At 42.3% G+C, this 21,369-nt stretch carries 20 protein-coding genes and 1 tRNA gene; 9 read left to right on the top strand and 12 right to left on the bottom strand.

Features of this window, described 5'->3' with window-relative positions; genetic code table 11:
• Positions 1-4: 4 nt before the first annotated feature.
• From Q0R52_RS08625 to Q0R52_RS08645, 5 genes are all read left to right on the top strand, one after another.
• A complete protein-coding gene (locus Q0R52_RS08625) occupies positions 5-718 on the top strand; it encodes a GNAT family N-acetyltransferase (RefSeq protein WP_295793985.1) in 714 nt (237 codons plus the stop codon).
• 57 nt (positions 719-775) lie between these two features.
• On the top strand, positions 776-1,135 hold the full coding sequence (pth2, locus tag Q0R52_RS08630; protein WP_295793986.1) for an aminoacyl-tRNA hydrolase: 360 nt from the start codon (positions 776-778) through the stop codon (positions 1,133-1,135).
• Between the two features lie 389 nt (positions 1,136-1,524).
• Positions 1,525-1,899: a hypothetical protein gene (locus Q0R52_RS08635; RefSeq protein ID WP_295793988.1), complete on the top strand. Its 375-nt coding sequence runs from the start codon at positions 1,525-1,527 to the stop codon at positions 1,897-1,899.
• A gap of 581 nt (positions 1,900-2,480) precedes the next feature.
• Positions 2,481-3,506: an SMP-30/gluconolactonase/LRE family protein gene (locus tag Q0R52_RS08640; protein WP_295793990.1), complete on the top strand. Its 1,026-nt coding sequence runs from the start codon at positions 2,481-2,483 to the stop codon at positions 3,504-3,506.
• A 5-nt stretch (positions 3,507-3,511) separates the two neighbouring features.
• Complete coding sequence (locus Q0R52_RS08645) at positions 3,512-3,871, top strand: helix-turn-helix domain-containing protein (RefSeq protein ID WP_295793991.1); 360 nt, start codon at positions 3,512-3,514, stop codon at positions 3,869-3,871.
• A 252-nt stretch (positions 3,872-4,123) separates the two neighbouring features.
• On the opposite strand, the gene Q0R52_RS08650 is transcribed toward Q0R52_RS08645, so the two are convergent.
• Together Q0R52_RS08650 and Q0R52_RS08655 are read right to left on the bottom strand one after the other, a co-directional pair.
• Positions 4,124-5,383 carry a phage integrase SAM-like domain-containing protein gene (locus Q0R52_RS08650; RefSeq protein ID WP_295793993.1) on the bottom strand — a complete coding sequence of 420 codons (1,260 nt, stop codon included), beginning with the start codon at positions 5,381-5,383 and terminating at the stop codon, positions 4,124-4,126.
• 171 nt (positions 5,384-5,554) lie between these two features.
• Positions 5,555-5,631: transfer RNA gene (locus Q0R52_RS08655), tRNA-His, on the bottom strand.
• Between the two features lie 210 nt (positions 5,632-5,841).
• Between Q0R52_RS08655 and Q0R52_RS08660 the strand changes: the two genes are divergently transcribed.
• Entirely contained in the window at positions 5,842-7,944 is a 2,103-nt protein-coding gene (locus Q0R52_RS08660) for a cation-translocating P-type ATPase (protein ID WP_295793995.1), read from the top strand.
• Positions 7,945-8,028: 84 nt separating this feature from the next.
• Positions 8,029-8,499 (top strand): ribonuclease HI, encoded by a 471-nt coding sequence (gene rnhA, locus Q0R52_RS08665; protein ID WP_295793996.1) that lies wholly within the window; start codon positions 8,029-8,031, stop codon positions 8,497-8,499.
• Positions 8,500-8,568: 69 nt separating this feature from the next.
• On the opposite strand, the gene Q0R52_RS08670 is transcribed toward rnhA, so the two are convergent.
• The 10 genes from Q0R52_RS08670 to Q0R52_RS08715 form a co-directional block, all read right to left on the bottom strand.
• On the bottom strand, positions 8,569-9,063 hold the full coding sequence (locus Q0R52_RS08670; protein ID WP_295793998.1) for a metallophosphoesterase family protein: 495 nt from the start codon (positions 9,061-9,063) through the stop codon (positions 8,569-8,571).
• Positions 9,064-9,072: 9 nt separating this feature from the next.
• Positions 9,073-9,732, bottom strand: coding sequence for a methyltransferase (locus Q0R52_RS08675; protein WP_295794000.1), 660 nt, complete (start codon positions 9,730-9,732; stop codon positions 9,073-9,075).
• Positions 9,733-9,834: 102 nt separating this feature from the next.
• Entirely contained in the window at positions 9,835-10,191 is a 357-nt protein-coding gene (locus tag Q0R52_RS08680) for a hypothetical protein (RefSeq protein ID WP_252790861.1), read from the bottom strand.
• A 79-nt stretch (positions 10,192-10,270) separates the two neighbouring features.
• Complete coding sequence (locus Q0R52_RS08685; RefSeq protein WP_295794005.1) at positions 10,271-11,710, bottom strand: alpha-L-fucosidase; 1,440 nt, start codon at positions 11,708-11,710, stop codon at positions 10,271-10,273.
• Positions 11,711-11,754: 44 nt separating this feature from the next.
• Positions 11,755-13,458, bottom strand: coding sequence for a GMC family oxidoreductase (locus Q0R52_RS08690; protein WP_295794008.1), 1,704 nt, complete (start codon positions 13,456-13,458; stop codon positions 11,755-11,757).
• Positions 13,459-13,742: 284 nt separating this feature from the next.
• Positions 13,743-14,132 carry a VOC family protein gene (locus tag Q0R52_RS08695; RefSeq protein ID WP_295794009.1) on the bottom strand — a complete coding sequence of 130 codons (390 nt, stop codon included), beginning with the start codon at positions 14,130-14,132 and terminating at the stop codon, positions 13,743-13,745.
• 120 nt (positions 14,133-14,252) lie between these two features.
• Entirely contained in the window at positions 14,253-16,475 is a 2,223-nt protein-coding gene (gene purL, locus Q0R52_RS08700) for a phosphoribosylformylglycinamidine synthase subunit PurL (RefSeq protein ID WP_295794011.1), read from the bottom strand.
• A gap of 151 nt (positions 16,476-16,626) precedes the next feature.
• Positions 16,627-17,013: a hypothetical protein gene (locus Q0R52_RS08705; protein ID WP_295794012.1), complete on the bottom strand. Its 387-nt coding sequence runs from the start codon at positions 17,011-17,013 to the stop codon at positions 16,627-16,629.
• Between the two features lie 251 nt (positions 17,014-17,264).
• Positions 17,265-18,080 carry an energy transducer TonB gene (locus Q0R52_RS08710; protein WP_295794015.1) on the bottom strand — a complete coding sequence of 272 codons (816 nt, stop codon included), beginning with the start codon at positions 18,078-18,080 and terminating at the stop codon, positions 17,265-17,267.
• Positions 18,081-18,136: 56 nt separating this feature from the next.
• On the bottom strand, positions 18,137-18,958 hold the full coding sequence (locus Q0R52_RS08715) for an energy transducer TonB (RefSeq protein WP_295794017.1): 822 nt from the start codon (positions 18,956-18,958) through the stop codon (positions 18,137-18,139).
• A 480-nt stretch (positions 18,959-19,438) separates the two neighbouring features.
• Here Q0R52_RS08715 and Q0R52_RS08720 point away from each other — a divergent pair, with 480 nt between their 5' ends.
• Both Q0R52_RS08720 and Q0R52_RS08725 read left to right on the top strand, forming a co-directional pair.
• Positions 19,439-19,804 (top strand): hypothetical protein, encoded by a 366-nt coding sequence (locus tag Q0R52_RS08720; RefSeq protein WP_295794018.1) that lies wholly within the window; start codon positions 19,439-19,441, stop codon positions 19,802-19,804.
• 256 nt (positions 19,805-20,060) lie between these two features.
• Positions 20,061-21,368, top strand: coding sequence for an ammonium transporter (locus tag Q0R52_RS08725; RefSeq protein WP_295794019.1), 1,308 nt, complete (start codon positions 20,061-20,063; stop codon positions 21,366-21,368).
• Position 21,369: the final 1 nt, after the last annotated feature.

Consider the following 21,369-nt stretch of genomic DNA (forward strand, 5'->3'; position numbering starts at 1 on the left):
AATAATGAAAAATAAAAATAAGACTTTGGACAACCCGGTTTGGAACGCGTTAAATGGACTTCATGCCGGCTTTGCCGTGGGAAATGATGTGCTAAAGCGTTACCATCCCCATATTTTACCTTTTGTGGGCGTCAATGAAAAGACTAAGCTTCCATTTAATGACATCACGGGGATTTTAGGCAATGATGAAGCGTTGCTGTTTCTGGGTGAACTTCCAGAGATTCCAGTAAGCATGAAAGTGATCTCCAGGCTCCCTTGTTTGCAAATGGTCTGCTCCGGCCCGCTTCCGGAGGTTAACAGGGAGGAATATGAGATTGTATTGCTGAAATCAGAAAACTTTGTAGAAATTTACGAATTTGTGAATATGGTCCAGCCCGGATATTTTCGAAAAAGCACACCTTTGCTCGGCGATTATTATGGAATAAGAGAATCCGGACAGCTGATAGCTATTACTGGCCAACGTTTTAAGGTTGAAGGATATACTGAAGTCAGTGCTGTTTGCACCCACCCTGAGCATACCGGTAAAGGACTGGCAAAATACCTGTCCACCTTTGTATGCAACAAAATATTTGAGGGGGGCTCTACGCCATTCCAGCACGTTTCAGCGGTCAACAGTCGCGCCATAAGGTTGTACGAATTTCTAAGTTTTAGAACCAGGCGATCAATTGACTGCTGGAGAATTGGAACGGGTGCCCAAAATGGATCACAGGTGAATTAAAAAAATCTGTCAATGAATGCGAATTCCGGTGGCACGGGCCGAGCAGGATAATTCCTTATGAAACAAGTTATAATTTTACGAAAAGACCTTTGCATGTCTGCAGGGAAGGCTGCCTCCCAGGCCTGTCATGCCTCTTTAATGGCGTTTTTAAATACAGCCCAAAAGTACCCCGAAAAAATAGAGGTCTGGCTGGATAACGGGCAGGGGAAAATTATAGTGGCAGTAAACACAGAAAACGAGCTTTTGGATATCTATAGGTTGCTCACCGCTGACGTAAAAGGAAAAGATTTATGCTTCCTTGTCAGAGACCGGGGATTAACCGAACTTAATGAAATGGAATACACTGCCTTAGCCATAGGCCCGTTCGACGATGACTTTATTAACAGTTTTACCGGGCACCTCAGACTATATAAATAATTTTAAAAACACCTCCTTAATTCAATTATGTCCTCAAAGTAAGCGTCATGTTTTAATGCCCGAGAAATGTAAAACCGCTTTTCAACAAATCAAGGAAAAAGCCTTGTACAGATGTCATAAAACGGATTTCGATTCTTCGCTCGCCTTGCCCGATTTTGCATTGGTCTATAATTTGCCTGCCAAGCCTTAACAGGAGTAAATTCTTTAATCCCCAAACCTCAAGATATGCACTATTTGAAAAATTTTAAAATAACCTGACGGATATTTCCGACCTGAAACATTTCTATTCTAATACGATGATGCACAAAGTTAGGGTGAAGTAAGATAAAATAATCTGATTCTTTCAATTTGGTCTAACATTCGCAACAATTAAATAACTCTTTGCCTAAATGAATTTAAAAGAAAAACTGCTATATCAGCAAATACATCCTTTTAAGCTGATTGTCGATTTTGGAACTGGTTTTTATACTACATATTTAATGTGGCAGCATCAGCTTTGTACATTTGCTATATTGTTTCTGTTACCTTCAATAATCGCCACGCTAATATTGATACGATTTGCCGACTTAGAGCAGCTAAAAAAAACGCGCTTTGGCAAATATGTGGAAATGCATATGACCAAAAAGCTTGAGGCACTCCGGTTTTCAGGGCAAATAATGATGTGGGCAGCCGCATGGTATCACCTGCCACTTCCTATCACCATCGGCTTTTTGACTATCTTATTGGGATGGGCAATGGGCTTATTTTCGTCAACTTTGTCGTAGTTTTATAGAGTTCATACCACAGTAACACGTCGAAGTCTTAAGTTTAATGACCAGTTTCCGACTCCAATTTTGTGTATTCGATTAGCGGTCGGGCATTAATCCCGGGCTGGCATTATTCAGTTGGTTAAAATGGGCACGGCCACTGGTATGCGACCTGAACTCTTTAATTTCAGTCGATGTAAATGTTTACGACATTAACGTTGTATTCGCGTAGTGTTTTTTGCCTGATGCCTACTTTACGGCTGTAAGTCGTGCCCTTTCTGTTAAATTGCAAATGCTATTTCAAATTCCAGTAAAAGGTTGATCTAATCCAAGGGCGCCAAAAAAGGTACAGGATGAGATGGGGCAGAGACCAATAATAAAGAATGCTTTTTTATTTTCACGGGTTATAAGTATGCTGAATATGTTAGCATTTGTTATCGGTTGTTTACCAGTTGGTTGCCATTCGAGCCAACTGTTTGCCATGATTTCGAAATCGACTGATTAAAAAGGTTGTACTTACCTTTATGTTATATACTTACTTAAATGTAAGTGATCCAAAAATCGATTTGTCAATGAATATTTTTGCCTCAAAATTTATCATGAAAAGCAAATTAATTTTTACAATCGCATTCTTGTTTTCTTTATCAATTGTTGCGGCACAAAAAAGCAACATTAATGAGAGCCCTAAACTATCACACTATCTAAAAGGGGTCCCGAATCCTGAAGATCTGATGGAAATACCCGGATCCGATTGGATTGTAGTAAGTTCCATGGCAGGTGATAATAATTCGTCCGGCCGGATATATTGCGTAAATAGAAAAACTGAAAAATTATTATCCTTGTTTAACATTGATAAAGGAAAGACTAAACTGGGTTATAATAATCTGGAGCGTTTTGCGCCCCACGGCATTTATATTCGCCAAATAGCGATTAACAATTACCGGCTAATGGTTATTAATCACGGTAGCAGAGAAGCAATAGAAACTTTTCAGCTTTATTTTAAAGATGCTTTGCCAGAATTATTATGGGAAAGTAATATCAACTTCCCTGGTAATGTTTGGGCCAATGGATTAGTAACTGATAATTCCGGGAATATTTATGCTACAGCTATGTACGATCCCAATGATAAAGAATTCCTACAAAAATTCAGCGCTAAAATCCCTACAGGCCAGGTCTGGAAATGGACACCATCAAATGGATGGTTACCATTTTACAAAAAAACATTTTCAGCGGCAAATGGAATTGCTATATCCAAAAACGGCAAATACCTTTATGTTTCGGAATGGGCTGCACGACGTATCTATAAGTTATCGACGACCAATAGTTTAGATACAACATCCGTTACTGTAGATTTTTTACCAGATAATATCAGGTGGACTAAAGATAATGAGATGACCGTCACAGGTCAAAAATCTTCCCCGATGACGTTGTTTACTAATAAAGGAGTTAATAAAAAAATAATTTATTTTAGTATTATTAAAATCAACCCTAATTCATTAAAAACCAGAAAAATTATTGAAGGGGGAGACAAAAATTTTGCAAATGCAACCGGAACATTAGAAATAGGCGATACATATTGGGTCGGCTGCGTAGCAGATGACAAAATAGCGATTTACAATAAATAACAATTATGCCTGAATTTTTCTTTGATAGAATATTATATTATACCCCAATAGAATTTGCACTAAGTCACATCGGTGGAACCTGGAAAATGCCAATCCTATGGAGATTACACAACAATGTTCAAAGATTTAGTGAACTAAAACAAGACATACCACATATTACCGATAAAATGCTTACAAGTCAACTTAGAGAGCTGGAATCTAAGGGACTTGTCAAGCGGGTTGTTTATCCCGTCGTCCCGCCAAAAGTTGAATACAGCCTTACCGAAAAAGGAAAAGACACCATACCAATAATCGAAACGATTATGAAATATGGCTTTGATTTAATGAAGCAGGAGGGAATTGAATATCCTTTTGTAAATAAATAGATTGTAAGAACTTGGTATTAAAATAGTTAGTTTGTAATCTACCGTTACAAAAACTTCCATCTCGACTTTGATCTGTTGATTCAAGAGAAAATACCCTGTCAATCACTTAGCTTTTAATGGAGATGCTTGGTTTATCCTATAAATATCTGGTGATCGATTATTTATTAAAACAATTTACGCTGAAAACAAAAGTCTCTGGACATAAATCAAAAAATTTGATTTGGGCAACAAACTGTTGTATGAGAAAAGTATTTATTTCATTCTTCGTAGTTTTAACAATGACACAACATTAAACTGGACATCATCAATTATCCGCCAATCGGGCTTAATATAAATATCTGTTGTTTTAGTAGTGTTATCAATGTGATTTAGAGCAAATGCTACATCGTCCTTCGAAAACCGGCATTCGTTCCTGGCCATACTACCAAAGGAATGACGCGCGCAGTACATGGTCAATGAGGGAATACCTATTGACTCACCGATTTCCTTTAATCCTTTGTTCAAAGCCTTATTAAAGTTACTGGATTCTGCATATCTGTCGCGAAGTCGATTTATATATTTGAACAATAATGGAGATGCCTCTGGAATAAGATTTATACTTATAAGAGCCTGGTCCTTTCTTCGCTTTCTGGTTTTTGACCTATTATAATTAACTCTATTTTTCAAAATGGATGATTGGCTAAGGTTATAAATATCTTTAGCGTTCATTCCACACATGTAAAAAGATAAAAGAAAAATTTCCTTTGCTAATTCTGCTCGACAACCAGGAATGCATTTAAATTCGACGATTTTAACTATCTGTTCGACACTTAATGCACGTTTTGCGGTCATCGGAGCCTCGATTACTTTATGTTTTTTAAAGGGATAATGCTTGATCCTTATCAAGCCCCTATCTTCATCGTTATACCGGTCCCTCGCAGCATTAAAAAGGGTCCTAAGATCACGTATGTGATTATGAAGACCAGAATCGGAAAGACCCTTGCTCACATAGTTAACATCTTTACCAAATTGATTTTTACGTTTGAATTTTCTTTCCTTTCTCAGGTACCTTTCATAGTCAGGCAGCATGATTGAATTTATTTGCTCTATCCCGACTTTTTGAGTTCCGAAATAGTCACAAAGACTATTGGCAACGGTTAGAATTGGATAGGCGGTCCCTTTTCTGTCTTGTTCAATCAAGTCTTTTACATATTGCTTCGCAAATGCGATAATATCGATAACAGAATTTTCATCATCCTGAGTGAGACGGTTTGCCAATTCTTTTACGTCAAAATGTATCAGCAAACTATCCAGTTCCAATAACTTCATACGGTATTTCGCTATATCGGTGGAAATTATAGAAAGCAAAAACTTGTCTTTTATAGTCAAGTCCTTTTTTAATTGCTTTTCTCCAGCAAAATAATTCGTGTTGATGTAAGTTATTTTTCGATTGTGAGTCAATCGGTACTTTATATTATAAGTACCATCATCCTTTTTATGGTGTTTGAGAACCACCTCTTTGATTGTAGCCATACTGACGAAATCCATTGTAAAACATATGTAAAACATTTTCGTCAAGTTGGGCAGTTTTTCGTGTTTAACACAACGCACCAGTTAACAACTGACGAATTAGAATTATTATCGAAAAAGTGCCCTCAGGGCATAAAAAAAGCCCTTTTACTACTGTAAAAAGACTTTTAGAATTGGGGTAAATGATGGGGCTCGAACCCACGACCCTCGGTACCACAAACCGATGCTCTAACCAACTGAGCTACATCTACCGTTTTGGAGTGTGCAAAAATAAGAATCTCCGGCTGATTTGCAAAGTCTTTTTTTGATTTAGTTTTTGCGAGGTTTAAATGTTGTAAAGTTTGAATGTCGGCGCCTGCCTCCGTAACAACTTTGTAAACTTAATCAACCCAATTCAACTCTATCAACTAAAATTACAATCTACTTACCCTTAAAACTTTAAACATATATAGCTTTGTACCATGGCAGAGCAATTGGTTGAATTAAACGTGACGGGGATGCATTGTAACAATTGCGCCCTGAGTATTCATAAACTTTTGGAGAAGAAAGGACTGCAAAATATTTTGGTTGATTTTGCCGGCGAGGAGGTGAAGTTTTCGAATAACGACCACATCGCGATTCCCGGTATAATTAAAGACATTGAGGGTCTCGGCTTTAAGGTGGTCGACGACCCGGCAACCCAAATAACACCATTCTACGAAAAAATAGAGAATAAATTTGTTTTCTGCGCCGTACTTACTGCTCCTCTTTTATTGCACATGGTTTTGCCCTGGCACTTTCTGCACAACCCAATTGTTCAGTTACTACTTTGTCTGCCTGTTTTCCTGGTGGGATGCCTGCATTTTGGCAAAAGCGCTTTCAATTCAATACGCGGTGGTGTGCCAAATATGGATGTGCTGATATTTGTGGGTTCGACAGCCGCATTTATTTACAGTTTGGTTGGCACAATTGAAAATTTAGGCGAGCACTACGAGTTTTACGAAACCTGTGCCGCTATTATTACGCTGGTATTGCTGGGTAATGTGTTGGAAAAGCAGTCGGTTACTCAAACCACCTCGGCGGTGAAAGATCTGATAAAGATTCAATTGGTAAATGCCAACCGCGTGATTAACGGTGGAATTGAAATTATCAGCGCAAAAGAAGTGCGCCCCGGCGACACTTTACAGGTGAACCAGGGAGATAAAATACCTGTGGATGGCGAGGTGCTTTCTGGTAATGCATCAGTTGATGAAAGTATGCTCACGGGCGAAAGTATCCCGGTTGAAAAAGAAAAGTACAGTTCTGTTATTGGTGGCACAATTGTTCAGCATGGCAATATCAGGATGCTGGCAACCAAGGTTGGTTCAAATACTATACTGTCCCAAATAATTGACCTGATGAAAAAAGCACAGGCGGCAAAACCACCGGTACAAAAACTGGGTGATAAAGTTGCCGCTGTATTTGTGCCGGCTGTTATCCTGATTTCTCTGCTAACATTTGTGCTTACTTATTTTGCCGGGCATACCGGTATGCAAACGGCTTTAATGAATGCCATTGCTGTACTGGTAATTTCGTGCCCTTGTGCAATGGGCCTGGCTACTCCTACTGCTGTGATGGTTGGTCTGGGTCGCGCTGCAAAAAATGGCATTCTGATAAAAGGTGGCGATACCATTGAAGCAGTTGCGAACACTAAATACGTGGTATTTGATAAGACAGGCACGCTTACTACCGGGAAATTCAGGGTTAATGATATAAAAATTACAGGTAAAATAAACCCGGAACTGGTACGTGGCATCATAATGGCGATTGAGGAGCGCTCAAATCACCCGATTGCAAAATCGCTGGTAAATGAATTGAAAACATTAACCATGGCCAAAGTGATTTTAAAAGCAGTTAAGGAAGAAAAAGGCCTCGGGATGCGTGCCGAGGATGTGGAAGGCAATCACTACTTTTTGGGTTCGGGAATGGCTACAGACGACAGTGGCTTTAACCTGTCGCTCTATAAAAACCAAAAATTGCTTGCTCAAATTGATGTTGATGACGAAATAAAGCCCGATGCCGCGGCCCTTATTGCTCAGCTAAAAAAAATGGGCATTATCCCTGTTTTATTAAGCGGCGATAAAAAAGCCAGGTGCTTAAAAGTGGCGCAGCAAATTGGCATTACAGACATACACGCCGAAAAACTGCCCGATGAAAAACTGAAGGTCATAGACATCTACAAACAAAAAGGCAAAACTATAATGATAGGCGATGGCATAAACGATGCCCCTGCCCTAACCCAGGCCGATGTTGGGGTATCAATGAATGACGCCAGCCAGGTAGCCATACAATCGGCGCGGGTTGTACTGCTAAACACCGACCTGCATTCGGTTATCAAATTTTTACAGGTAAGTCGTCACACCCTGCTTACCATCAAACAAAATCTTTTCTGGGCATTTGCCTATAACATAATAGCTATTCCTGTGGCTGCTTTGGGCTTCGTTAACCCAATGATAGGCGCATTCACCATGGCCTTTAGCGATGTGGTGGTTATTGGAAATTCGTTAAGGTTGAAGCGGAAAAAATTAGGCCCCCCAGCCCCCTAAAGGGGGAGTAAAAAATGCCGTTTTACTTATTAAAACGTTTAATTTTACTTAATTTTGTTCCCCCTTCAGGGGGCTAGGGGGCATATGATTGAAATTTTTACAGACGGTGCATCAAGCGGTAACCCGGGACCGGGTGGTTACGGGGTAATTTTACGTTCGGGTAAACATTACAAAGAGCTTTCGGAGGGTTTCCGTAAAACTACCAATAACCGTATGGAATTACTGGCCGTTGTAAAAGGCCTTGAAGCTTTAAAAGCGCCCAACCAGGATGTTACAATCTTCTCCGACTCCAAATATGTTATCGACGCCATCGAAAAACGATGGGTGAACGGCTGGCTGCAAAAAGGCTTTGCCGGCAAAAAAAATAAAGATCTTTGGTTACGCTATCTCGAAATAAGCAAGCTGCATAAGGTAAAATTTGTGTGGGTACGCGGTCACAATGGGCACCCTGAAAATGAGCGCTGTGATGTGCTGGCGGTGATGGCCGGAAAACAGAAAGGCTTACTTATCGATTCTGTTTTTGAGATGGAGAATGCGAAGGCAAACCTGCTTTAGCAAGTTGGCAGTATTCAGTTGGCAGTTGGCAGTTTAAACGGCTGCAAACTGCACACCGGCAACTGCAAACTACTTTCCCCCTAACTCAATAATCTGCAAATCCTTAATTTTATCATCGTCTATCGCAAACCTGATTAGGGTGCGCACTTTTTGCCAGCCCTGCTTGCCGGCAGCGCCGGGATTAATGTGCAGGCAGCTGATTTTCTTATCGTAAATAACTTTCAGGATATGCGAGTGCCCGCAGATAAACAGCTGGGGCGGGTTGGTGTAAATCTCCGGTTTTACCAGCGGGCTGTACCTGTCGGGATAGCCGCCGATATGAGTTATCCAAACATCCACGTTTTCGCATTTAAACCGCCGGTTTTCGGGGTAGGTTTTACGGATATCGCCACCATCAATATTGCCATAAACACCTTTAAACGGCTTAAACGCCGCAAGCTTATCGGCGACTTCTATACTTCCAAAATCGCCGGCATGCCAAATTTCATCACAGTTTTCAAAGTGTTTAAAAACTGCATCGTCAAGATAGCTGTGGGTGTCGGAAATGAGGCCTATTTTAGTCATTGGCAAATATTAATAATTCAGAAAGAATGGCTGCAACAATATTTTGTATTCGCCAGTGTAAACGCCTGCGGTTTCGTAAATAGTTATGTTAGTTATCTCGGTTGTCTTCTCTTCAAACCCAAAACACACTATCTCCCTGTGCGGCTCCGAATGTTCAAACGACCGTATTCTCATCTCCTTTTGCAAACACATTCTATTTTGAATTGCCAGTGATTTTATCAGCGCTACGGTTTGTACGGGTAAAATTAGCCAGCATACCCCATTCGGCGACAAATGCCCGGCTACACTTTGCATCAAGCTTTCAAAAAAGTCTGCATCGGTATGTTTGGCCAGGGCTGTTTTTGCCTTCGGCGATTCCAGCGAATTTATAAAAAACGGTGGATTGGATACAATGATATCATATTTATTACCGGGATGCTCTTCAAAAAAGACCTGAATGCTGGTGGGAAACACGGTCATCCGGTTGTTGAAAACCGAATTTGCGAAATTACCGGCCGCAGTCTTAGCTGCCGAAACATCAATTTCAACTGCATCAACGCGCGCGTTACCAAACCGTTGCGCCAGCATTAGCGCTATCACCCCGGTACCAGTGCCAATATCCAATATCGACGATGGATTTTCAGCTAAGACCATAGCGCCAAGCAATACGCCATCTGTGTTTATTTTCATGGCGCAACCAGTTTGGTCTACACTAAATTGCTTGAATTTGAACATACTTTAATTTACCAAACGCGGCAGCCTTTAAACAAGCGATGACAACATTAATTTCGGCTACCTTATATCCGACATTTTAGCATAACAGCACTGTGCATATGTAAATGCGCTGTCAATCTCAAAAACCTTAGTTTCGGTAACAGGTGCGCCGTTTAAGTTTTTAAAACTATAAGTATGCACTATTTCCCATCGTCCGTAGGCTCGCAGTGGTGCTTTTGCTCCCGGAAACATCCTGTCTTTTAATTTAACAACTTCCGAAAATCCATGGCTTTTGTAGCTGCCCGGATCTGCCAGGTGTTCATTTAAATAATTTCGTACCAATTCTTCGGCGGTACTTTGCCGCTTATCACATGAGGTAAAAAGAAATAGAAATGGGATGATAAATAGTAGTTGCCTGGTTTTTACTTTAATCACTTTACAAATTTTTAACGTTTCCAAATAGCGTGTTGCCTTGTTATATATTGAAGCTGCAAAAATAACAGAATCGGCATATTTAGTGCACGAATGACACCACATAACTTACTGCATATTCCGAAGGGTAGCCTTTTGAAGGCTGAATGACCAGTTCTTCATCCTTTTGCTTCCATACCACGTCCCCTCCGCCTAACAACTTAATACCTGCTATTTTTCCATTCGCGGCCTTCAGTCCCAAAACTTTTATGGCAACTTGTCCATCCGGCAATCCCAAAGCAATAATGTACAAGGAATCGCCCTTAGTAGTAAAACGCACATCGCGCCAGGTAAACGGTTCTTTCTGATCAGCAAACGAGCCACTTGCAGATTTAGTTGGCCCCTCCCCATAAATTTTCCATGGGCGGGTGCCGTATATGGCTTCGCCGTTAACCTCAAGCCACTTACCGGTGCCAAATAGCGTTTGTGTTTCGCCATCGGTAATAGTGCCATCGGCTTTGGGGCCGATGTTTAGCAGTAGGTTACCGTTTTTACTTACTATATCAATCAAATTTGTAATCACATACCGCGCATCCTTAAAGGTGTTGGTGGTAGAATAACCCCACGACTGGTTGCCAATGGCATCATCTGTTTGCCAGGCCTGTGGCCGAATGGCGCCCAGCTTACCCCGCTCCAGATCAAGCACGGCAACACCATCGGGGAACGAACTATTTTTGTAATTGATAACCACGCCCTTGTTCCAATCCAAACCTTTATTATAGTAAAACGCAGCGAACGATTTGCGGTACGGCGTTAGCGCGGGCTGCTCAATCCACCAGTCGAACCAAACCAGTTGGGGTTGGTAGTTATTCACCAGCTCGATATCGCGCATCAGCCAATCATTCATATACTCGGGCGACATCGTCTCATTTTCTTCGTGCGCAGGGCCATAATAATCATTGAATTTAGGGTCGAGCACATCTGAGTCAAATTTCTTACCGCCATTCATAAAAAACCAATGCTCGATTCGGTGCGATGATAAACCAAAAACAAGGCCTTGCTTTTTTACCTCTGCGGCAAGTTCTCCCACTACATCACGGTGCGGGCCCATATCAAAGGCATTCCATTTGGATAGCGAAGTTTTATACATCGCGAACCCATCGTGATGCTCAGCAACGGGCACTACGTATTTGGCGCCGGCTTTTTTAAACAAGGCAACCCAGGCCTGCGGGTCGAACTTTTCTGCCTTAAACATGGGGATGAAATCTTTGTATCCGAATTTGCTCTGTGCCCCGTAAGTAGCAATGTGATGCTTATACTCGTCAGAGCCCACCTGGTACATTTGCCTTGGATACCACTCCGACCCAAATGCCGGAACGGAGTATACGCCCCAGTGTATAAATATCCCAAACTTAGCATCGCGGAACCAGTCGGGAGTTTTGTATTTAGAGAGTGATTCCCAGTTGGCCTGGTACCTATCCTGTGCAAACACCGTTTGGCTAAAAGCGAAGATCACTAAACAAATTGAAATAGTTTTTTTCATGATTTTCATGGGATAAAATATTAAGGTTGATATTTTGATTAAGCCTAAAGGTTTCCCTTCTTCATCTCCCCCACCGCATAAGTCGCCGCCCTGGCCGTCAACGCCATATACAAAATAGATGGGCTTTGGTTACCCGTACTGGTCATACATGCGCCATCGGTAACAAAAACGTTTTTACAAAGGTGCAGCTGGTTCCATTCGTTGAGTAAGGATGTAGCAGGGTCTTTACCCATGCGACAGCCGCCCATCTCGTGAATATCGAGACCGGGTGCCTGGTTATTTTCGTAGGTGGAGACGTTTGTGCATCCTGCCTTTTCCAGCATTTCTTTGCTTTGCGTCAGGAAGTCTTTTACCATCCGTTCATCGTTGGCATCATACTCAACCGATGTTATTAATAAAGGTATCCCCCACTGGTCTTTTTGATCGTCGCTTAGCCTTACGTGGTTCGTTATTTTGGGAACGGTTTCGCCCTGCATGTACATATAAACCGTCCAGCGGCCAGGTTCGGTAAGTGCATCTTTGTAAGCAGCCCCAATTTCACCATTCTGCGTTTCTGCCGGACCTCGTTCACGGTTAGCACCCATAAACGTGGTGAAACCGCCAAAATAATCTGTTTCCTGCGTGTTTAAGTTGCGGTAATTGGCTAAAATCAGTTCTGTAGGATTCCGTCCATAATAATAACTATCCAAATAACCTTCCATTTCGCCACCAACCGATGCCCGGTAATTCTGGAATGCCACGTATTTGCCAAGCAAGCCATTGTCGTTCCCCAGGCCGTTAGGGAAACGCTTTGATTTCGAATTTAGCAATACCAAATTGCTATTCAGCGCCGAAGCATTTAGAAATATGATGCGCGCAAAATAATCAGTTTGCTCTTTTGTGTTGGTATCAATAACCCTCACCCCTGTTGCCTTACCCAATTTCTCATCATAAATAATGGAATGTACCACCGAAAAGGGCCTGACGGTTAAATTACCGGTGCGCTTAGCCCAGGGCAGCGTCGAACTATTCGAACTGAAATACCCGCCGAACGGGCAGCCGCGCATACATAGGTTACGCGCCTGGCATTGTACACGGCCCTGGTCGAGATGTATTTGGTTGGGTTTGGTCAGGTGCGCCCAGCGGGCGTGCACCAAATGCCTGTCGGGGTAGTGCTCGCTTATCTTTTTGCTGATAGTTTGCTGAACTGCATTCATATCAAACGGCGGTAAAAACTCGCCATCAGGCATCGATTCCAGCCCGTCCTTATTACCGCAAACACCGATGAACTTCTCGACGTGCGAATACCATGGCGCAACGTCGTCATATCCTATAGGCCAGGCAATACCATAGCCATAACGCTCTGGATTAGTAAATTCATACTGGCTCCAGCGCTGGCAGGCGCGACCCCAGGTAAGCGATTTGCCGCCAACCTGGTAGCCCCTTATCCAGTCAAAGGGTTTTTCCTGTATGTAGGGGTGATCTTTATCTTTTACAAAAAAATGCGCGTTGTCTTCGCCGTAACCGGCAGCTTTGCTTATCAACGGATCTTCCTTTAACATTGCCGTTGTCATCCGGCCGCGATGCTTAAAGTCCCAGGGGGGCATATTAGCGGTAGGATAATCCTTAACATGTTCAACATTGCGGCCGCGCTCCAACACCAGTGTTTTTAATCCCTGTTCACACAATTCCTTGGCTGCCCAGCCACCGCTAATGCCCGAGCCTATTACAATAGCATCATACGTATTTTTATCAATTCCTTTCGACATGTATTATAGGTTTCACCGCCCTGGTCAAAGCGTTACGCAATTTATTACTAAATGATGTGTTTAGGAAAATAATCTTTGTCTTGTGACCACAGAAATTAGGGTGTCATCCCGATGCCATGATAGGGAAATTTCAGTTTAGCGTTCCATTTTCCCACGCGGAACACCCGGAACGCTATGAAACACGCTCATTATCAATTGATTTAATTTCAACCAGTCAACAAATAACAGATAATCAAACGATATAAAATAAGCACTTCATGTGAAAAACGCTTGACCGAACGTCATTATTTCTCATAAAGCTCAATCGGCAATCCATCCGGGTCGGCAAAAAAGGTAAAGCGTTTGCCGGTAAATTCATCAACCCTTATCGGCTCAATTTCGACGTCAAAGTCTTTGATATGCGCAATTGCGGTGTCAATATCATCAACCTCAAACGCTAAATGCCTTAGGCCAGCAGCCTCGGGCCGGGATGGCCGCGCAGGCGGATTTGGAAAAGAAAAAAGCTCAATTTGGTAATGGTCTCCCACTTCGAAATCGAGCTTGTATGATTGTCGCGCTTCGCGATATACTTCACGCACTATTTTTAAACCGAGCACTTTGCTGTAAAAATGTTTGGATTTTTCGTAATCCGAACATATTATCGCGATGTGGTGAACGCGGTTTAGTTTAAGCATGTTGTGGGCTATTTTTTCATTACGCAATTTACAAACCTGTCCTGCGGGAGACGCAAATATTGCGTCTCTACAAAATCGTTTTGACTTTAGACTCCCGACTAAAGACTTCGGACTCTTCCCTTACGCTCCTAATATCTCGTGCAGCACATTATTATACACCATCTTAATATCGGTGATATGCCCAAACAGTTCTTCATCAACATTTAAAAAGCCGTTTGATACGGTTCCTAACAGGCTAAAATCAACCTCGCTGGTGGCCATCATTTCGATAAAACGCTCCTGGTCGGCCGGGGCAACGCTAACCACTACCCTGCCTTGTGCTTCACCGAATAGGAAAGCGTCCTTGCGTATAGCGCTATCTGTTTCAATGGCAAAGCCCAAACCGTTTGGCATTGCAGATTCAACCAATGTTATATATAAACCACCGTCAGCCACATCATGTGCCGATTGGATTACTTTATGCTGTATCAGTTGCTTTACAACCTGGTGCATGGCATATTCCTTGTCCAAATCAAAATATGGAGCAGGCGCTTTTGTTATTTTATGGTATGATGCCAGGTATTGCGACGAGGCAATATCATTAACCGATTCACCTACCAAATAAATCAAATCATCAGGTTGTTTAAAGTCCGATGTCATCATGTTATCCAGGTTATCCATTACGCCAAGCATACCGATGGTAGGCGTCGGGAATACCGGCCCGTCATCTGTCGACTGGTTATAAAAGCTTACGTTACCACCTGTTACAGGGGTTTCAAACTTGCGGCAAGCTTCGCCCATGCCTTTTATGGCGCCGACAAACTGCCAGTAAACTTCTGGTTTGTATGGATTGCCAAAGTTAAGGCAATTGGTTATGGCTACCGGTTCGCCACCGGCGCAGGTAATATTACGGGCTGCTTCAGCAACTGCAATGGCCGTACCTTTTTGCGGATCGGCGTATACATAGCGCGACTGGCAATCAACCGTAATTACAATGGCTTTATTAGTATCTTTAACAGCAACCACAGCAGCATCGCTTGGGCGATTGGTTGTCATGGTGGCTGTGCCTATCATCGAGTCATACTGGTCGGTAACCCAACGTTTTGACGCGATATTCGGGTGACCGATCAAGTGCTCTGCAACTGCAATCAAATCGGCAGGCTCTTCAACGTCTTCAATTTTAAATTTCTGGTTTTCGGCAAAGTAAGCAGGTTCACGGTATTCGCGTTCGTAAACCGGGGCGCCGCCGCCTAATACCAAATCATCAGCAGGCACATCGGCAACCATTTCGCCGTTCATATAATATACCAGGCGTTTGGTATCGGTTACCTCGCCTATAACGGCACAATTTAAATCCCATTTATCAAAAACGGCTTCCACTTCAGCTTCACGGCCCTTCTGCACCACAATCAGCATACGTTCCTGCGATTCAGACAGCAAAATTTCGTAAGGCTTCATGTGTTCCTGGCGCATTGGTACTCTGTCAAGGTAGATAACCATACCATGCTCGCCTTTAGCCGACATTTCGGAGTTAGAACAGATAATACCTGCTGCGCCCATATCCTGCATACCTATCACAGCACCGGTTTTTATAACTTCAAGTGTGGCTTCCAATAATAGTTTTTCCTGGAACGGATCGCCTACCTGTACTGCCGGAAGGTCGTTAACAGAATCTTCTGTAATATCTTTTGATGCAAAAGCTGCGCCATGTATTCCATCTTTGCCGGTTGCAGAACCTACTATATAAACCGGGTTACCTACACCATAAGATGTAGCCGAAACAGTTTCACCTGCTCTAACAATCCCGGCTGAAAACGCATTAACTAAAGGGTTAACGTTATAGCAATCGTCAAAAAACAATTCGCCGCCCACGGTTGGGATGCCGAAGGCATTGCCGTAGTGGCTGATACCTTTAACCACGCCTTTTACAAGCCATTTGGTACGGTCAAGACTCAAATCGCCAAAGCGCAAGGAGTTTAGCTGTGCAATCGGCCTCGCACCCATGGTGAAGATGTCGCGGTTGATACCGCCGACACCTGTTGCTGCGCCCTGGTATGGCTCTAAAGCCGAAGGGTGATTGTGCGATTCTATCTTAAAGGCACAGCCAACGCCGTCGCCAAGGTCAACTAGTCCGGCATTTTCTTCACCCGCTTTGGCCAGCATACGCGGACCATCTTTTGGCAAAGTTTTTAGCCAGGTGATGGAGTTTTTGTACGAGCAGTGCTCGCTCCACATTACCGAAAAAATAGACAATTCGGTAAAGTTGGGCACACGCCCTAATATCTCTTTTATACGTTCAAATTCTTCGGGTAGTAAGCCTAAATCTTTGGCGGTTTCAACGGTGGTTAATTCCTGGTGCTCCAATGTAATATCGTTTTTTTGAAAGGAAGCACAAAATTAGGAAAAAAGGTTGGAAAATCAGTCCGAAAGTCCGGAAAGTCCTCAAGAAAAAGTCATTTAATGCCCACTGTCGCCTGTAGCTTGTCTATTTAGACAAGTACTTTTGGTAAGATTATTAAACACCTTTTTTGCGACTGCGCAATTGCCTTCGCCATGCTGCCAACGAAATTGATTTACCGGTAATCATGTCGTCATATTTGATAGTGTAGTCACGGGCGTCAACTTCATACCAATCATAAGTACGCAACTGGAAGCCCAGGTCTTCGCTGATGCTAACCTTATAATAGTTCTCAGTTTTTGTAGGAACGTCTTGAATACATGCCTTTAGCAGATATTTAACGTTTGCTTTTTTTCGATGTTGATTCTCCCTTACAATTTCGGGCAAGGCGTTAATTAGTCGCAACACCTTTTTTTCCCGGTCATTTGTACCAATGAAATCCTGGGCATTCATTTCTGTACGAAAACAAACGATGAGAAGAAAAGCGAGGACGATGGATTTCATTTCATTATAAGGTTTTATAAAAATAAGTTAAATTAACTGCTCGTCAACATAATCAAAGCCCAATTAAATAAAAAAGGGATAGCAAAAGGAAGTCAACCTTTAATGCCATCCCATAAAACCTGCCTGATACTATTAATCACGTAGTTTAGCCCAAGTACAATCAAACCGGTTTTTATTTATTGTGCTCAGTTTAGTTTACATTAGTTTATAAGTCCGGGCTTCAGCTCCACTATTCACCATTTCCCTTTCGCCTAAATTTCCGGCGCCTGGAAAGTAATCGGTATTGAATATTTTACCCTTACCGGCTGACCATTTTGCATACCTGGCTTCCATGCTTTAGCTAACTTTAAAACCCGCAGGGCCTCTTCATCAAATCCATGCCCGGCTGCTTTGTCAACAGTTATATTCGACAGGCTCCCATCCTTTTCAATAATAAAGCTTAGAAAAACCCTGCCACCTACACCCTCTTCCTGTGCTACAGAAGGAAAACGTAGGTTCTTGCTTAAAAATTTGTTCCAGGCTGCTGCGCCGCCGACAGGTTCAGGCATATATTCAAGGCCATTAATGCTATGTATACTTTCATCAGGCGCAGTCCCTTTGCCAGGCATTGTTTCAACTGGTAATGGTGGCAGCGATTCTGCAGGTCCTTTAGTGCTCACCTGCCCAATATTCCCCGGTAGTTCGCTATTTTTTGGTGGGATAGCCGCCTGTTCATCAGGTTTAGCCACCATTTCCACAAACTTTGTTGTAGCAGCAGGAGGTATCGCCTCTGCTTTTATATGCTTTGGTGCTACCGGCGGTTTAATTTCTTTGGTGTGCGCAGTCGGAGGAGGTTGAGTGACGGGATCATTTATTACATGAATTACTTTGTCGACGCTCGGAGCTGTTCGCAAAATTATACTGGCCGCACAAAGCGTCCCCACGCCTAAAAAAGCAATAACCATTGCCTTCACCATTGTATTAGAATAATTGTGCCGTAATTCATAAGCACCGTAAGCCTTGTTACGGTCATCAAACACCCGGTCGGTCCACTCGGTGTTGTACAAATTAAATTTTGAAGTAAGCATAAGGTTGAAATTAAGAATAGGTTAAAGCCTGTTGTTTGTTATTATTAATAAGTAAATTATTGGTCGGCTAACTGGAAATTAATTGGGATGGAATATTTAACCCTTACCGCCTGGCCGTTTTGCATACCGGGTTTCCAGGCCTTGGCTAATTTTAATACGCGAAGGGCCTCTTCATCGAAACCATGCCCTGCCGGTTTATCGACGACTATGTTTGATAAACTGCCATCTTTTTCAATAATAAAACTCAGTAACACCCGGCCACTAACCCCATCTTCCTGTGCAACAGCCGGAAAGCGCAAATTCTTATTTAAAAATTTGGCCCAGGCAGCCGCGCCGCCCACCGGCTCCGGCATAAAATCAAGTGTGCCTAAATTGTGAACACTATTGTCAACCGCCGGGCCATCGCCACCTGTTCCGGGTTTATCCTCCGGGATGTCAATATTTACGCCCGTTGTCCCTTTTAGTGTTTGCTGACCAATAGCCGCTCCTTTAATGTCATCATTTTTAACCGGATCCTGTGCTTTTACATCGACAACTACTACCGGGGGCACGTCCCTTATGGTAGCAATAGTTTTCACCGGCTGCGGTTTAATATGTTCAGGCGCTTTTGGTGGTTCAATTTTTTTAATAGGCTCCACAGGCGGCATAACATTTGGACGCAGGTCTACCGGGGTAATGTGCACAATTTCTTTACGCGAGCTGGCGTAAATACTGACCGCACAAAGAACACCGATTGAAAAAAATGTGATAAGCATTGCCTTAACCATGTTATTGGCATAGTTGTGCCTTAAATCGTACGCGCCGTAAGCCTTGTTGCGGTCGTCGAATACAAGATCGAGCCACTCGTTCTTGTACAAATCAAATTTTGAGGTTAGCATAGTGGTTGAAATTTAATTTTCTATTATAACGCTATTCCCCTATTTAGTATTGCAACTTTGTTACTTTTATGATTATTGCAATAATAAAATGCAACTTTGTGTATTTTTATAACTAAAACATTAGTTTGTTGCAAAACTATCAAAATTTGCAACATTGTGTATTTACTATTTTACTGATTTTCCACGCCCTTTTTTAGAAATTCTGCGTGTTTTGCTGATTATGACCAACTGAGCACAATATCCACACCGACCGGTTGAGAATTATATCTAATGAAAGTATTTAACATAGAATATGCGGGGGTGCAGGAGTCAGAATTGTGCCGTTGTTTAGCAATATTTAAGGTCGATCAGGCTCTTCTGCCTATGAATAATTTAGCAATTTAGCAGCTCACAATCATCAATACATCACCAAACATCGACAATAAATAAAAAAATTACATAAAAATGGTATTTTAAATAAAATTTACATACTTTCATAATATGCAAACCAGGCTTTTTAAAATATCAGCCTTATTTATATTACTATTCACCGCATTTTATGCGCATGGCAATAATATATTGCATAAAAAAGACGATTTAAACTTAAAAAAAGTCGTTATTTTAAAAGAATCAGTCAAAAAAAATCCTGATTATCCTTTTAATTACGAACTAATTTTAAATAATGCACCGGTCCAGGTGCTAAACATTCAACAACACCGTGTGGTGCATTTTTCGCACGGAATAAATAACCGCCCCTCTACTTACACCATATCGGTAAGCTATCTTAATTTTATCTGTGGGCAGGGCAACAGCGAGCTCTCGCATTTCCGCAGACTCATCCTTTTTCCATTTCATGATTTTTGGTAGGCAGTAAAACGGTGATTAAAAAACATAGCTGCCTGTGCTGATTACACAGTTGGCGACATTGTTTTTAATTTAGTTTTAGTACTGCGCAGGGTTTTGATTGAGCCCCGTGCAGTATTATTAAGTCCTAAGTCCATAGTCCCGAGTCGATAGTCCTGAGTCAATAGGAATTGAAGTCCCTTTTTATTTCATCTTTGACTTTTGACTTCCGGCTTAAGACTACAGACTCCCTGCAAACCCTTTTCCCAAAAACTTAAACATGAAAAAATTCATACCATTTGGCGTACTTATAATTGTAATTATACTTGCCCTTGTATACCCGTCTATTGATATTGTAACCATAAAAGACAGCCTGATTAATTCGGGCGATACTGCCTGGCTGTTGGTTAGTACGGCATTAGTATTAATAATGACACCCGGCCTCGCCTTTTTTTACGGCGGTATGGTGAGCAAAAAAAACGTCCTTTCAACCATGATGCAAAGCTTTGTATGTATGGGCGTTATTACCATTATATGGGTAATATTCGGTTTCAGCCTTGCTTTTGGTGATGACATTGGCGGCGTTTTAGGCAACCCCGGCACATTTTTTATGATGAAAGGCATGCTCGGTAATGCTACCTGGAAGCTCGCTCCCACCATTCCCCTGGTGCTATTTGCCATGTTCCAGCTAAAATTTGCCGTAATAACCCCGGCATTAATTACAGGTGCATTTGCCGAGCGCATCCGCTTTAACTCTTATATCATTTTCCTTTGCCTGTTTATGATTGTTATATACGCACCATTGGCCCACTCAACCTGGCACCCCGACGGTTTCTTGTTCAAACTTGGCGTACTTGATTTTGCAGGTGGCACAGTTGTGCATATGTCGGCCGGCTGGGCAGCACTTGCTTCGGCATTATATCTTAAACAGCGTAATGATAAAGCCCACGCTCCTGCCCGTATCAGCTACGTACTTTTAGGTACCGGCCTGCTTTGGTTTGGCTGGTTTGGGTTTAACGCTGGCTCGGCACTTGGCGCAAACGCATTGGCAGCAACCGCACTAGGCACCACAACTACAGCATCAGCTGCAGCAGCTATATCCTGGATATTTTTTGATATGGCCCGCGGTAAAAAGCCATCGGTAATGGGTGCTTGTATCGGTGCCGTTGTCGGCCTGGTGGCTATAACACCTGCAGCAGGTTTCGTATCTATTCCTCACTCATTAATTGTGGGTATCGTTGCTGCGGTGGTAAGCAACCTGGTTGTTATCTGGAGGTCATCAACCAGTATTGATGATACACTTGACGTGTTCCCCTGCCACGGTGTAGGCGGCATGGTAGGGATGCTGATGACCGGTATTTTTGCTCACGTAAACGTTAACTCGGCAAACACCACAGGGAATGGCTTATTCTTTGGCCAAACCCATTTGTTTGTTGTGCATTGCATTGCATTGGTTGCTGTATCAGCGTTTGCTTTTTTCGGCTCGTTATTATTATTAAAGATAACCGATATGATAAGCAAGTTGCGCGTATCACCAGAAGAGGAGTTAATTGGATTGGACGTTAGCCAGCACGACGAAGAATTATAAT

It is taken from the genome of Mucilaginibacter sp. (assembly GCF_025359345.1).
In the GTDB taxonomy this organism is placed as follows: domain Bacteria; phylum Bacteroidota; class Bacteroidia; order Sphingobacteriales; family Sphingobacteriaceae; genus Mucilaginibacter.